We start from the raw sequence: 13,271 nt of genomic DNA on the forward strand, positions 1-13,271 counted from the left end.
GTAAAAAATTCATTCGTTTTCATAATAAGCATAATTGATGGTCTCGTCAATCCAAGTAAATAACTAGTAAGCTCCTCTTTAAATAAGAAAATGCTGATTGCCTCACATTTTAGATTGCTTTTTTTCACAACCTCTTTAATTTGAAAAACGACTAGCCATTCAGCTAGTCGTTCGCTAAGATTTAATCAACTTTTTTCTGTTTTACTTTCCCGGTCCAGTCTTGCATTCCGCCTTTGAGAATGTATAGATCGGTATAGCCTTTTTTGCGTAATAAGTTCGCAGCTCGGGCACTGATCGACTTATTGTGGTCATAAATATAGATCGGTTGATCTTTACGTAAAGAACCATAAGTTTCTTTTAACATCGTATAAGGGAAACTACGAGCGCCTAAAATATGTTTGGCATTGAATTCATCTCGTTCACGAACGTCGATAACTTGTGCCTTGCGCATCCCTGCTTGAAATTCTTCTTGAGTGATCGTTTTTGCTGAGCGTTTCATCATGATTCGCACATACAATTCATACAGTCCATATAAAACAATCACGGTAATTAGTACAAAATTAATTTTCCACCAAATTGACATTATTCGATTCCTCGCTTACCTTTAATCTATTTTGCTAGTGAAGCTGCACCGATCACACCGGCCTCGTTGCCTAACTCTGCTAGTTTGATCTTTGTACTTTCTCGAACTTGCGGGAAAGTGAACTCTTTGAAATATTTTTCTACTCGGCTACGTAAAAATTCGCCGGCTGCCGATACGCCCCCGCCGATGACGATGGTGGATGGATTTAAGGTATTGCCTAAATTTCCACAAGCCAACCCTAGATAAAAGGTTACTTTGTCGACGACCATCAAGGCCAAATCATCATTGTTTTCTTCCGCTAACTCAAAGACATCTTTACTGGTGATATCTTCACCGTTGTCTAAACGAGCTTTTAGCTCTGAATTACCGGCATATTCTTCAGCCATTTGACGAGCGACGCGCACAACGCCCGTTGCACTTGCGACAGTTTCTAAACAGCCCCGCTTGCCACAGGTACACTCAAAACCATTTGGATCAACTGTTACATGACCAATCTCACCCGCACAGCCGGCAACTCCATGAAGCAACTGGCCGTTCATGACGATCCCACCGCCAACACCGGTTCCTAAGGTCATAAAAACAACATCTGATTCGTTGTCGCCAGCGCCTTTCCAGCGTTCGCCTAAAGCTGCAACATTGGCGTCGTTATCGATCGTGAATTTGATTTTTGTGCCTTTTTCAATTTCACTTTTAACTTGCTGCAACGTCGTCCAGTTCAAATTGTAGGCGCCGATGACTGTACCGGCTTCAATATCGACACTACCGGGAGTCCCCATACCAATGCCAATGAATTGTTCTGGCTGCATGCCATATAAATTTAAATGATGATTGATTGAATCGATAATGTCCGGCACAATGTGTGAGCCATTATCTAGTACATTTGTTTCAATACTCCATTTTTGTTGGATTTCACCGGCGTCCGTCAAAATAGCAAATTTAACGGTGGTCCCGCCTAAGTCAATCCCTAATAATTTTTTATCCACTCTAGTCACCTTCTCGACTTTCTTCAATGTGATGTTCCCGTTTTAAAATGCGCCAACCTTGCAAATAAGTATCGCGGTCAATCACACGACTCTCATATAAATTTTTCAGTTCAATCTGCATCAATTCGATATCGTAAATCCGTTTTCCAACATAAACATAAATACCGAATTGTTTTAACAGCTGCTGCACATCATATAAACTTTCCATCAAACCACATCCCTAGTATTATACAGAAAAATATCTTTTTTTTATAGCCCCATTTTTATTTCCCGCGACTTTTTTACGCAGCCGCCAGTCCATTCTACATTTTATAGCATTGTTTCTCTACTAGCAATTGGAATCAGCCGGTTTCTCAAGAAATCTCGCTTGCTCCCTACCAAAAAAGCGAACAATTTGTCCGCTATTATTGATACAGATTAAAGTTTCTCAAACCCGCGAAAAGCAAAAGCACCGTTACAAAAATGAAGAACAAACCAGCTGTAATCCGCGCTCGTGTCGTAAAACGTTCTTGTCCGTAAGGGACAGCAACGGCCCAGCCAGCTAGGGCTCCACCAATTAGACCACCTAGATGACCCCAAATATCAATTGTTGAGTCAAACAAGCCAAAAACCAAATTCATTAAAATGAATAGGGCAAATTGACGGGTCAAGGCCTGAATGGCCCCATTGTCTCGGTAATGTAACCCAATCACTAAAAAGGCTCCGAACAAGCCAAAGATCGCTGTGCTAGCGCCACCGGATAAAGTTGTCGGCTGATTAAAAGCAAAACTAGCAAAATTCCCCATGATCCCGCCTAATAAATAAACCAAGGCAAAACGCCAATGACCGAAAATCGCTTCGCATTGTTGTCCCATATAATAAAGAACCACACCGTTTAAGGCAAAGTGCATCAAGCCAAAATGAATAAACATCGGTGTAATGAAACGCCAATATTGCTCTTGCCAAATCACTGCTGGTGAAAACATGCCCAATTGATTTTCCAGCGCCAAGCTAGGGAATAAATACTGCATCAGAAAAACGATTGTATTGATTGCAAATAGCGTGTACATCACGTAAGGTTTTTCTTTTCTCATATATTACCTCTTTCATTTATGTTTTTTCATTTCTATTATCTACGCTAAAAATAGTTGTTGAATCGGCTGATCAAAAGCTTCTGCCTGCCAATCTTCCATTAACTGTTCAGCAAAGACCAAACTGCAGGTTTTCCCTTGATAATTTGCTAAATACCGGTCATAATATCCGCCGCCAAAACCGATCCGATACCCTGCCTGATTATAGACAAGCCCTGGAACAAGCAATAGATCCAATTCAGCCGGTTCAGCAAGTGCTTCGATCTCGGGTTCTTTCACACCAAATCTAGTAGTATAAAAAGGTGTGTCCGCCTCGATCCAATGAAAAACCATTTTCCCTTGAGGCAGTGATTTAGGGACCGCAACCTTTTTTCCTGCTGCTAACGCCTGTTGAATCACTGAGTCCGTGGGAAATTCAAAGGAGGTTGCCATCGTCACACCAATACTAGCGGCAGTCTGCCATACGTCACTTTTAAAAAGCTTCGTCAGAATCAGATCGACTTGTACTGACCGTTCTTCACTTTCAGCAAGCCGCTGTAGTCGCGTGATTGCCAACTGTCTAAGTTTTTGTTTTTCCATTTCAAACACCTTCTTATCTAGAAATACTAACAAAATCACAGCAAAATAAAAAGAGGATTACTCCCCTTTAATGAAATCACTAGAAATTTGGCGCGCGATTGCTAAGCCAGCGATCGCATTCAGATGCAGGTGATCACCACTGTCGAACTGCGGCGCTAAATAACCGACTGGTCCTTCCACGATGGTTGAAAAATCCCACACGTTAGAATAACTTTCAAGCAGCCACTGATTGATTTTTTGCCGCAAAGCTTCTTTTGCCAGATCCATTCCCGGATATCCTAGACAAGGTGTCAAGGTACACAACTGATAACTTGCTTGCTGATCTTCACACAGAGCAACCAAACGTTTAATGGTCATTTGAAACTTTTCTAAGGTCAATTCGCCATTGATCAAGTCATTGATCCCTAAAAATAAGATAACTTGGCTGACTTGTTTATGACTGGCAAAACAATCCGTTAACCGGCGCAAGCCATCATAGCCATAAAAAAAGTTTTGACTCTCGCTAGTCGGCCGATCACTGCCGGATTTAAGCAAGCAACTGCCATTGATTCCTTGATTGACTACATAAATCCCAGCTTTACGTAGCTTACTCTGTAACGGTGCCGTCCATGTCGCGCCTTCCGTGAGGGAATCGCCTAGCGCAACCACACAGTTACCCGTCGTTTCAGCCTCAACCGCTAATAGTCCCGAACAAAAAGTGCCTTTGCGATCGCCGGCCAAAAAATCAGCATCATGATACGCAAAACCACTTTCAAGTGGCTCAGCCTGATAACCAAGCTGCCACTTGCGCACACCTGGATCAACTACTATGGGCTCCGTTCTAAGCAGCTCGCCTGGCGATAGCGTAAAATCGGCCAACGGCTGTTTGTAGTCACCAACTTTGATCCAGACTTTTTGAATCGTTTGAACCTGACAACCATACTGGTTGGCAAATACGAGCCGAATTTTTTCAACGCCGGTAAAACTACGCAAATTGACTTGAATCGTCCCCGCTGAAGAACTAGCCGTTGCGATTCCACGCTGCGCATGACTCCAGATCGTCGTCCAACTCATCTAAACACCTCCCATTTTGGCTTAATTTCGCTTCACTAGCTGAAAAATAAAATACGGTGCTCCGACTAACGAGACAATAATCCCGGCTGCCATCTCACCACTCGGTAGAACCACTCGCGCCAAAATATCACTGAATAATAACAACAAACCGCCAATTAAGGCACTCATCACTAGTGTTTGATTATTTTTCCGGCCTGTCAATTGCTGGGCGATATGTGGTGCAATCAAACCAATAAAACTGATGCTACCAGCAATCGAAACACTCACTGCCGCCAAGCAAACGGCACAGACTAAGAAGAATAATTGTGTCCGTTTCAGCTTTACGCCCAAACCGACCGCGATCTCATCACCAAGCTCTAGAACTTCTAGTGACCGCCCCCGTAGTAAGACCAGCGGAAGCAGACCAACAATCCACGGCAATAATAACCAAACATGTTGCCAAGTGGTCCCCCAGATTGTTCCGGCTAGCCATGCTGTTACAAATTGATAATTATCCTTTGAAACACGAATCGTACCAATCAAAGTCAACGCGGAAATCCCGGCATTGACCGCCACACCGGCTAGCAGTAAGCGATTGGGGGTAATCCGCTCTGACTGACGGCCAAAATAGTAGACCAACATGGCAGCCATAAAACTACCGACACAAGCGATCAATGGTAAATACCAGCTATTTTCACCTCTGGCAAAAAAACCTAAGTAAATTAAAACCGTCAGGCCCGCCCCCGCATTGATCCCTAGAATCCCCGGATCGGCTAGATCATTATGGGTAATTGACTGAAATAAATAACCCGATACCGCCAAGCCCATCCCAGCTAAGAGCGACACTAACAGACGGGGAAAGCGAAAATCAAGTACGATCAATTGGTGGCTCGTGCTCGCCGTCTTTTGAAAGACCTGCAACAGTTCCTTCAATGATAAGGGAATGGTCCCCACAGTTAAACTAAGTAAAATCCCGATAACCAAAAAGAAAAGCAGACTTAACCAACCGATTCTTTTTTTCATATGCTTCCCTTCCTAATTTGTAAAAGTAAAAACGGAACCCCAATGATGGTAATAATGACACCAGTCGGAGTTTCTAATGGCGGAGCAACCAAGCGTGAAGCGACATCTGCTGTCACAAAAAAGAAAGCCCCCAAAAGACCGGATGCCGGAATTACATAGCGATAATCATGGCCCACAAAAAAACGGACGACATGGGGAACCATTAAACCAATAAAACTAATCGTCCCTACTAGCGCGACCGAACTTCCAGCTAGCAATAAAACCAACAGCATACTTAAACGGCGAATCCGTCCTGGTTTTTTGCCCAATGAAATCGCCGCCTCATCCCCGATACTCAACAAAGTAACTTGGGGACTGATCAAACAAGAACCCAGCACTCCGGATAAAATCAAAGGGAACACCACTTGTAATTGCTGCCAAGAAATATTAGCTGTCCCACCGACAAACCAAAAAGTCAGATCTTGATTTAAATCGAAAAGTAAACTGATACTTTGGCTAACAGCGGTGAAAAAGGAACTCAATGCTGCTCCCAGCAAAACGATTCGGACGGGCGACAATCCGAAAGAAACGCGCTTAGAAACTAAATAAATCAACAAAATCGAAACCGAAGCGCCCAAAAAAGAACCTAGGATCCCTAACAACGGTGAAGGATTGGCACTCACAGCAAATACCAGTGCCAACCCTAAGCCGGCACCTGAATTAATCCCTAGAAGCCCCGAATCGGCGATAGGGTTAGCAGTAATTCCTTGGATCAATGCTCCGGCAATCGCAAAACCCGCTCCCACCAAAATAGCCCCCAGCATCCGCGGCAAGCGCAAATAACGAACCAACTGTGCTCCTTGCTTGCTCGGTTCAGCATGCAGCAGAGCTTGGATCACATCGGACCATTTACTTGTGACTGCCCCATAGCGTAGAGATAAAAACATGACGAAAAGCAATAAGAGCAGCACAATCGGAAAGAACCATTTTCGTTTAGTCATGCCTGCTCCTTTACTAGATCGTAAGCAATCACGATTGGTTTATCACTATTGGGCAGCGTCGCAAAGGTGGCTTGAATATCGAAAAGATTCAATAATTTCTCAGCCGTAAAGATTTCTTTGGGGGTGCCTTGAAAGATTAGCTGCCCTTTTTTCATTCCTAATAAATAATCAGAAAAGCGCGATGCATGATTCAAATCATGGATCGTCATTAAAATCGTTTTCCCCTGCCGATTGATCGCTTGTAGTAATTCTAAAATCTCTAACTGATGCGCAGGATCTAAAAAAGTAATCGGCTCATCTAAAATCAGGATATCGGTATCTTGCGCCAAGGCCATTGCAATCCAGACGCGCTGTTGCTGACCGCCTGACAACGTCAGCAAGGTCCGCTCTTTCAATTTTTGCAAATTGGTCGCTTCTAAAGCCCAGTCGATCAATTGATGATCATGCTCTTTCAACCCCGAAAATCCCTTTTGATAGGGAAAGCGACCATAGGCCACGATCTCTTCGACCGTCAAGCCACTCGTTTGGTTACTAGTTTGCGATAAGGAAGCAATCTTCTGAGCAACGACTTTTGTATCTAGGCGTTGAATATTTTCACCATCAATAAAAACTTCTCCTTTAGCCGGCTCTAAAATTCGTGCTAACCCTTTTAGAAAAGTTGATTTTCCACTACCGTTGGGACCTACCAAACTAGTGATCTGTCCTTTAGGAATTTCGACTGTAATATCGTTTACAACAATTTTTTTTTCGTATCCGATTGAAAGATCTGTTGTCTTTAATTTTGTCATTGATCTTCCTCATTTCTCTGATAATCGTTCTCAATTATCACCTTATTTTCCAGTAACGTCAACCCGTCAGCCAAAGAAAAAACGTTATTGACAGTCTGCCAGCTTTCATTGATAATATTAATTGAGAATATTTCTCAATTAATCTCGAAGGAGTTTTTTTATGATAAAAAGAATGCTTTTAGCAACCGCTTCACTCTTAGCCATCGTCAGCCTCGCTGCCTGTGGATCAAGCAGTGAAAGTCAAGATACAACTAGCGCCACTCGGACCTTGACCGACGCGCAAGATCACAAGGTCGAGATTCCTAAAAAACCTAAACGAATCATCGCTTCTTACTTGGAGGATTATTTAGTTGCTTTAGATGAAAAACCCGTTGCCCAATGGACCGTGGGTGAAGGAAAAATCCAACACTATTTACAAAAAGACTTAAAAGATATTCCAACGATCAATTATGACTTACCCTACGAAGATGTTTTAAAATTCGAACCGGATCTGTTATTGATTGGTTCAAACGGCACCCTGGAAGGCGGAAAGTATCAAGAATATGCCAAAATCGCCCCAACTTATGTCGTTAAAAACGGTGATAAGGTTACTTGGCGTGACCAATTAGAAGATATCGGAAAAGTTTTTGGTAAAGAAGCTAAAGCCAAAGAAGTCGAAAAAGACTACGATCAATTGGTCGATCAAACCAAAAAAGACTTGAAAGATAAAATTGAAGGCAAATCAGCAGCTGTTTTGTGGGTAACCAACAACTCCGCTTTTATGGTAGCCGACAATCGCGCAAGCGGTCAATTACTCTATCATGAGCTGGGTTTTGAAGTCCCTGAATTAACGAAAACAATCAGCGAAAAAGCAACAGCCGATTTCTCACCCGTTTCTTTAGAAAGTCTTTCACAGCTAGATGCCGACTATCTTTTCTTAGTCAACAGCGACTCAGGAGCAGCGATGTTTAAGGACCCTTTATGGAACAATCTGCCCGCTGTAAAAAATCAGCAGTTGTTTGAATTTGACGGTACTTCGAGCTGGCTATACAATGGACCGATTGCTTATACCAAAATGGTCGAAAATATTCGCACTGTCTTAAACTAAGCATCGATCGCTGATGAATATTTAAGCTTTTTAGCAAAAATGCTATCTGATCTGAAGCAACTTCCAATGAAGCTGCTCCAATCAGATAGCATTTATTTTTTTCGCCGACTGGCTCGAGTCGTGCCTGTTGATGCCGACTTATTAGTCTCTTCTTTAGCCAAAAATTTCAAGCGATATGGTTCGTGGTAACGTACCCCATCCTTAACAAAATCACCGCCGACAATGAACAAACCAATCGGCCACAAAGGCTCCGTCTGCTGGATCGTACCAATGGCCTCTAAATCATGATAGTTTTTACCAATCTGTAGTTGATAAGTGTTGTCCGTTAGTTGTTTTACGTAATAATAAGGATACAGTGTCTGTTCTTCGATTAAAAAACCTTCAGCTTGCGTCAAATCACGGGTCATAAGTTCGCCAGCATCAATCAGGCTTTGGATATTCTCCGCTAGTTTCAGCTGATAGTCCTCAACAAAATCAACCGTGACCTCTTGAGCCTGCTTAAACAGTTGTTTCTTTTTCGGTTGTTCACTTTGGATATTAAAAGCATCGTCTGGCAAATATTTAACAAATAATTGGGTGATATCCCCTTTTAAATTCTTATCAAGAAAGTAATAAGAAAAATTCAATATAATGAAATAGACCAATCCGATAAAAACCAAACCATAAAGAATCAATTGCAGATAATTTTGATTCAGCCACAAGCCATAAATAATCCGTAAAATATAAACCGTCGGAATGATACTTAATAAGGTGTAGGCCCGGTTTGAATATTTAGGACTGATATCTAAGAAACCTAAAAATTTATTCAAGCCATTGATAATATCTAACAATATGGTCATTGACTATCACCCGTTTCTGAGTCAGCAATCTCATTGGCCGGCTGTTGCTGCGTCGGTGTCGTTTGCGCTTCTTCTGTTGATGAGGGAGTTGTTTGAGATTCTTCCGTCGTCGGTGTCAGATTTTCAACCGGCTGTTCTTCCGTGTCGGTCGCCGCACCATTGTTATCGTTGGATTCTTGCGTAACCGGCGCTTCTTCAACAGTACTGCTTTCATTTATCATGCTATCTGAAGTTTCAGAAGAATCATTTCTTGGTACAGACGTTGATTCCGTTGTCGGTGTCGTCGCCTTCACTTGACGATAACTAGCATTATTCAAAATCCCTGAAGTGGTCGCAATCAAAATCGATAACGTCAATAAGGCGATCGGTTTCAAGATTGGTGGAACTTTACGCATCTGATCCTTCCTTTCTAAAATCCTTTGTCTAATAACTAGTTTTATCATTGGAAAGTTAGCTTTTGTTTAGGAATCTATGAAGTTTTTGTGTAGATTTACTTATATTGCCAAACAAACGAAGGACAAAAAAAAAGCCAGCAATCAATTGCTGGCTTGTGAGTGCGATTATTTTACTTCTTTATGCAAAGTAACTTTACGTTCGCGTGGGCAATATTTCATTTTTTCCAAACGATCAGGGTTGTTACGTTTGTTTTTGCTTGTTAGGTAGTTACGTTCTTTACAAGAAGTACATTCTAAAGTGATATTTACGCGCATGATTTTCCCTCCCGTCAAAAGTAGTTTTCCAAGATATTTCTCAGACTTTGATATCATATCATGTTTTGATTTACTTGACTAGTCTTTTTGTAAATTTTGTTAAGTAATTCTACTTGACGTTTTTAAAGTAGCGCTTCAATCTCTTCTGCAATTGCTTCTGGTTTTGTTTGCGATGCATAGCGTTTTACGACGTTTCCTTCATGGTCTACTAGAAATTTTGTGAAGTTCCATTTGATTGCTTTGTTAAGTAATCCTCCTTGCGCACTCTTCAAGTAACTATATAGCGGAGCCTCATTTTCGCCGTTGACATCGATCTTGCCAAACGTTTGAAAAGTCGTGTGATACTTCAACTGACAAAACTCGGCGATCTCTTCGTTTGTCCCAGGCGCTTGATTTTTAAATTGATTACAAGGAAAATCCAATACTTCAAAGCCGCGATCTTGATAAGCTTCGTATAGCTTTTGCAACCCCTCATATTGCGGTGTGAAGCCGCAACCAGTTGCAGTATTGACGATCAATAAAACCTTTCCTTGGTAATCCGCTAAAGCTTTTTCGCTGCCATCCGTTTGTTTCACTGCAAAATTATAGACTGTCATGCTGCTCACTCCTCAATTTTTTGAAAGAATCGGTTATCGATTCATCTATTTTAGACTAAAAAAGCTAAGGAGCTTAAGCTCCTTAGCTTTATTGTACGCCATAGGTATCTGCAAATGCATCTATTATGTCTTTTGTGATGGCTTTATTGGTGTCGTCATGTTCTTCATCCAAATTCGGTAACATCACACTGATCGCAATTTGCGGTTTATCATAAGGTGCATACGCCACAATGTTACTATTGATCGTGTTCACGTTCGGATTCGCTTCAGGAACGGTTTCAGCTGTCCCGGTTTTAGCCGCTGGATCGATCTTCGCCGAAGCAAGATCGCGCGCCGTCGTATAGGCATCGCTCCCATGAACTGCTTGATAAAAACCTTCTCTAATAATCCCCATTTGTTCGGCGCTGATATTGACTTGATTCAATTTTTTACCTGTAATTTCTTTTTGTAATGCCCCTAAACCGCCACTGTCATCATTGCCGTAAATCCCTTTGACTACGTGAGGCGAGATCCGCGTTCCGCTGTTGGCAATCGTCGCTGCATACTGAGCCAGCTGCATCGGCGTATACGTATCATATTGACCAAAAGAAAGGTCCAACAGATTCCCTCCGCCAGGTCCATTTTCCTGTCCAAAATTCGCATTTACGACCCCAGTCGCTTCATTTGGTAAATCAATGTCCGTTTTAACGCCCATTCCATATTCAGCAAAAGCTTTACGTAACTTGTCATACATTTCTTTTGATGAAGCACTTTCTGGTAGTGCCATCTCTTGCTGGTACTCAACTCCTAGCATTCGCAAGACCAGCTGCATCATATAGGCATTAGACGACCATTCCAATGCTTTGACAGTATTCAACGGGATCTGGTTCCCTAAGACTTTGTTGTAGATGGACCCTTTTAGTGATGTACCTGCTAATTTAATCGGCTGATCAATCAAGGTATCATTGCCGCTGATGACTCCCGTCTCATAACCGGCCGTGACCGTTCCACCCTTCACGACTGATCCTGGAACAAATGCATCAGTGATCGTTCCAAGGGTATTCTCTTCTAATGTCTTGCTATTTGCATCATGTCTGAAGCCAGTCATCGCATAGACTTCGCCAGTATTCGGATTCAGAGCTACTGCGTAAGCGCCAGGCGAGTATTTGGCAACTCCACTGTCTACTAGACCTTGATAGTGTTTCCGTAAGATCTCTTCAACTTTTTTCTGGAAAGCTGAGTCGATCGTCAAAACGACATTGGAGCCTTTTTCCCCTTTTTTAACTTCTTTTTGCTTTTCGATATTGCCCTGTTGATTTAAGGTAACTTTGTATTCCCCTTTTTTACCTTGCAACACATCTTCGTATTGTTTCTCTAAATAACTTTTCCCAACCCGATCGTTACGGGCATAACCTTTTTTAAGATATTCATCGGCGACTTCTGCCGGCAAACCTTCTTTTTCAGTAGTGATCGTCCCTAAGATACTCTTCATTGAACCCTCTAAAGCATCATTATAGCCACGATCCCAATCAGTGCCCGTAGAAACTCCCGGTAAATCAGAAGCTCGTTCAGCAACGACGGCTAATTCCTCATCTGTGACTCCTTCGTTTTTTACAAAAACGGTGCTCAAGGCCGATGCGCTATTCATACGTTTGAAGATCGTTGCGACCTTCAGCTGTTCTTCATTGAGTTGAATTTCACTATCTTTCACTTTATCAACAAGTTTTTGGTACTCATTGGTCGTGTCAAGATTCTTCTCCTTAAACGACATCCGATCTTCTGCTTCCTTCAAATGCTTTTCATCGACTAACCAATAATCCTTTTTGTCGCGGACTGTCAGACTTTCATCAACTGGCACGTCGATTAACTGATTCAGTTGTTCCGCTAATGCTAAAATATCTGATGCTTTCATATTATTCCCGCGCGTAAAGGTGATCGCTGGATTGGCGACATTGTTGACTAAAGCAGTCCCCTTGGCATCATAGATCACACCCCGCGGCGCATTTTCTTTGACCGTAATGGTCGTTGAGGCCTTCATTTCAGCTTTCATCTTGTCGCCTTCGACAATTTGCAAATAGCCTAATCGCGTGACTAGAATGACAAACAGTGCGAAGATCACAAAAAATAAAATATTCAATCGAAAAGGGATATGACTTCTATTTTGATTGCGGCCTCTCTCATCCGCCATTTTTAATTTCTCAAAAAATTTCGTAAATGGATTCGTAAATTTCATTTATCTGTTCCTTCCACTTTGACTGTTACTTGTCTTATTGTAGCCGAAAAAGACTTTTTTCAAAAGGATTATTCGCAGTTCCTTTAAGATAGTTTAAAAATTTTAAGTACTTTTCCTTTCAAAAAGCCAAAGTGTTTCACAGTTTCATAATAGAATTTTAAGCTTACGAATTTATCGGTGTAAAATTAGGCTTCTCAACTTACAAAAAACTCATTTTTTGTGAAACATTCTTTTTCCAACCTTACTGTGGAAAACTTTTGGAAAATGAAACGTGGCTATTACGCATTTTCTTTAAAAAGTTTTCCACAAATGAATTAAGGCTATCCTTTTGGCCACTTCTCCATTCTAAGGGACGGTGTAACGATAATTCGGTAACAGAAAGAGTTGTTGTAACAGCGTTAATACTTTCCTAGTCTGCTTTAAAGATACTTCCGGAAAAAACACTAGCAACAAAAGCGCCCATTCCTCATTCGAAAAATAAGCGCGAAAATAATAGAGATACCGCTTCATTTCGACAGGTCTCTTTATTTCTGTCAAATAAAGCTTCCGGATCAGTCCTTCACAAGGGTTTTGAAATGCTTCAGTTCCTAAAGTTCGTCGAATCTGTAGCAGACGAGCCAGTTTAATCACACACCCAGTATCAGCCGTTGCGCAATAATAGTTCTCGATTCTTTTTTCTAAGGTTTTAATCTGTAATTGGAACATTTGTCGTGCTGTAAACGGATGTCGCTGCATACTGGTCGCCTCCTTACTATTATTAACGAACGTTTTGGCTGTCATTCACAACCC

The 13,271-nt window shown here is 41.8% G+C and carries 16 protein-coding genes; 1 reads left to right on the forward strand and 15 read right to left on the reverse strand.

Features of this window, described 5'->3' with window-relative positions; genetic code table 11:
• Positions 1-181 precede the first annotated feature (181 nt).
• The 9 genes from EP1_RS03760 to EP1_RS03800 form a co-directional block, all read right to left on the reverse strand.
• Positions 182-583 (reverse strand): rhodanese-like domain-containing protein, encoded by a 402-nt coding sequence (locus EP1_RS03760; protein ID WP_067623653.1) that lies wholly within the window; start codon positions 581-583, stop codon positions 182-184.
• A gap of 26 nt (positions 584-609) precedes the next feature.
• A complete protein-coding gene (locus EP1_RS03765) occupies positions 610-1,566 on the reverse strand; it encodes an ROK family glucokinase (protein WP_067623656.1) in 957 nt (318 codons plus the stop codon).
• Between the two features lies 1 nt (position 1,567).
• Positions 1,568-1,774, reverse strand: coding sequence for a YqgQ family protein (locus EP1_RS03770; RefSeq protein WP_067623659.1), 207 nt, complete (start codon positions 1,772-1,774; stop codon positions 1,568-1,570).
• Positions 1,775-1,970: 196 nt separating this feature from the next.
• A complete protein-coding gene (locus EP1_RS03775) occupies positions 1,971-2,639 on the reverse strand; it encodes a rhomboid family intramembrane serine protease (RefSeq protein ID WP_067623665.1) in 669 nt (222 codons plus the stop codon).
• Positions 2,640-2,678: 39 nt separating this feature from the next.
• Positions 2,679-3,215, reverse strand: a complete 537-nt coding sequence (locus tag EP1_RS03780; RefSeq protein WP_067623669.1) for a 5-formyltetrahydrofolate cyclo-ligase — start codon at positions 3,213-3,215, stop codon at positions 2,679-2,681.
• 57 nt (positions 3,216-3,272) lie between these two features.
• Complete coding sequence (locus EP1_RS03785) at positions 3,273-4,268, reverse strand: GDSL-type esterase/lipase family protein (protein WP_067623672.1); 996 nt, start codon at positions 4,266-4,268, stop codon at positions 3,273-3,275.
• 21 nt (positions 4,269-4,289) lie between these two features.
• Positions 4,290-5,270, reverse strand: a complete 981-nt coding sequence (locus EP1_RS03790) for a FecCD family ABC transporter permease (RefSeq protein WP_067623677.1) — start codon at positions 5,268-5,270, stop codon at positions 4,290-4,292.
• Positions 5,267-6,250, reverse strand: a complete 984-nt coding sequence (locus EP1_RS03795) for a FecCD family ABC transporter permease (RefSeq protein ID WP_067623680.1) — start codon at positions 6,248-6,250, stop codon at positions 5,267-5,269. The genes EP1_RS03790 and EP1_RS03795 overlap by 4 nt, the downstream gene beginning before the upstream one ends.
• On the reverse strand, positions 6,247-7,038 hold the full coding sequence (locus tag EP1_RS03800; protein WP_067623684.1) for an ABC transporter ATP-binding protein: 792 nt from the start codon (positions 7,036-7,038) through the stop codon (positions 6,247-6,249). Before EP1_RS03800 ends, EP1_RS03795 begins: the two co-directional genes overlap by 4 nt.
• 160 nt (positions 7,039-7,198) lie before the next feature.
• Here EP1_RS03800 and EP1_RS03805 point away from each other — a divergent pair, with 160 nt between their 5' ends.
• Entirely contained in the window at positions 7,199-8,125 is a 927-nt protein-coding gene (locus tag EP1_RS03805; RefSeq protein WP_083507484.1) for an ABC transporter substrate-binding protein, read from the forward strand.
• 92 nt (positions 8,126-8,217) lie between these two features.
• Here the strand turns inward: EP1_RS03805 and EP1_RS03810 are convergent, their stop codons facing one another.
• The 6 genes from EP1_RS03810 to EP1_RS03835 all read right to left on the reverse strand — a co-directional run bounded on the left by EP1_RS03810 (position 8,218) and on the right by EP1_RS03835 (position 13,217).
• Positions 8,218-8,964: a DUF6681 family protein gene (locus EP1_RS03810; protein WP_067623687.1), complete on the reverse strand. Its 747-nt coding sequence runs from the start codon at positions 8,962-8,964 to the stop codon at positions 8,218-8,220.
• On the reverse strand, positions 8,961-9,359 hold the full coding sequence (locus EP1_RS03815; protein WP_067623691.1) for a hypothetical protein: 399 nt from the start codon (positions 9,357-9,359) through the stop codon (positions 8,961-8,963). Before EP1_RS03815 ends, EP1_RS03810 begins: the two co-directional genes overlap by 4 nt.
• Before the next feature lie 165 nt (positions 9,360-9,524).
• On the reverse strand, positions 9,525-9,674 hold the full coding sequence (rpmG, locus tag EP1_RS03820; RefSeq protein ID WP_067623696.1) for a 50S ribosomal protein L33: 150 nt from the start codon (positions 9,672-9,674) through the stop codon (positions 9,525-9,527).
• Positions 9,675-9,796: 122 nt separating this feature from the next.
• Complete coding sequence (locus EP1_RS03825; RefSeq protein WP_067623699.1) at positions 9,797-10,270, reverse strand: glutathione peroxidase; 474 nt, start codon at positions 10,268-10,270, stop codon at positions 9,797-9,799.
• Between the two features lie 88 nt (positions 10,271-10,358).
• The gene (locus tag EP1_RS03830) at positions 10,359-12,482 is read right to left on the reverse strand and encodes a penicillin-binding transpeptidase domain-containing protein (RefSeq protein WP_067623702.1); all 2,124 of its coding nucleotides are present in this window, start codon (positions 12,480-12,482) and stop codon (positions 10,359-10,361) included.
• A 345-nt stretch (positions 12,483-12,827) separates the two neighbouring features.
• Positions 12,828-13,217 (reverse strand): hypothetical protein, encoded by a 390-nt coding sequence (locus EP1_RS03835; RefSeq protein WP_067623706.1) that lies wholly within the window; start codon positions 13,215-13,217, stop codon positions 12,828-12,830.
• Positions 13,218-13,271 lie beyond the last annotated feature (54 nt).

The sequence above is a fragment of the Enterococcus pseudoavium NBRC 100491 genome (assembly GCF_001544295.1).
Taxonomy (GTDB): Bacteria; Bacillota; Bacilli; order Lactobacillales; family Enterococcaceae; genus Enterococcus_A; species Enterococcus_A pseudoavium.

Bases quoted from the DNA above. Each gene is read 5' to 3' on its own strand.
- EP1_RS03760 (WP_067623653.1), bottom strand. From the start codon at position 583: ATGTCAATTTGGTGGAAAATTAATTTTGTACTAATTACCGTGATTGTT.
- EP1_RS03770 (WP_067623659.1), bottom strand. From the start codon at position 1,774: ATGGAAAGTTTATATGATGTGCAGCAGCTGTTAAAACAATTCGGTATT.
- EP1_RS03775 (WP_067623665.1), bottom strand. From the start codon at position 2,639: ATGAGAAAAGAAAAACCTTACGTGATGTACACGCTATTTGCAATCAAT.
- EP1_RS03780 (WP_067623669.1), bottom strand. From the start codon at position 3,215: ATGGAAAAACAAAAACTTAGACAGTTGGCAATCACGCGACTACAGCGG.
- EP1_RS03785 (WP_067623672.1), bottom strand. From the start codon at position 4,268: ATGAGTTGGACGACGATCTGGAGTCATGCGCAGCGTGGAATCGCAACG.
- EP1_RS03790 (WP_067623677.1), bottom strand. From the start codon at position 5,270: ATGAAAAAAAGAATCGGTTGGTTAAGTCTGCTTTTCTTTTTGGTTATC.
- EP1_RS03795 (WP_067623680.1), bottom strand. From the start codon at position 6,250: ATGACTAAACGAAAATGGTTCTTTCCGATTGTGCTGCTCTTATTGCTT.
- EP1_RS03800 (WP_067623684.1), bottom strand. From the start codon at position 7,038: ATGACAAAATTAAAGACAACAGATCTTTCAATCGGATACGAAAAAAAA.
- EP1_RS03805 (WP_083507484.1), top strand. From the start codon at position 7,199: ATGATAAAAAGAATGCTTTTAGCAACCGCTTCACTCTTAGCCATCGTC.
- EP1_RS03810 (WP_067623687.1), bottom strand. From the start codon at position 8,964: ATGACCATATTGTTAGATATTATCAATGGCTTGAATAAATTTTTAGGT.
- EP1_RS03815 (WP_067623691.1), bottom strand. From the start codon at position 9,359: ATGCGTAAAGTTCCACCAATCTTGAAACCGATCGCCTTATTGACGTTA.
- rpmG (WP_067623696.1), bottom strand. From the start codon at position 9,674: ATGCGCGTAAATATCACTTTAGAATGTACTTCTTGTAAAGAACGTAAC.
- EP1_RS03825 (WP_067623699.1), bottom strand. From the start codon at position 10,270: ATGACAGTCTATAATTTTGCAGTGAAACAAACGGATGGCAGCGAAAAA.
- EP1_RS03830 (WP_067623702.1), bottom strand. From the start codon at position 12,482: ATGAAATTTACGAATCCATTTACGAAATTTTTTGAGAAATTAAAAATG.
- EP1_RS03835 (WP_067623706.1), bottom strand. From the start codon at position 13,217: ATGCAGCGACATCCGTTTACAGCACGACAAATGTTCCAATTACAGATT.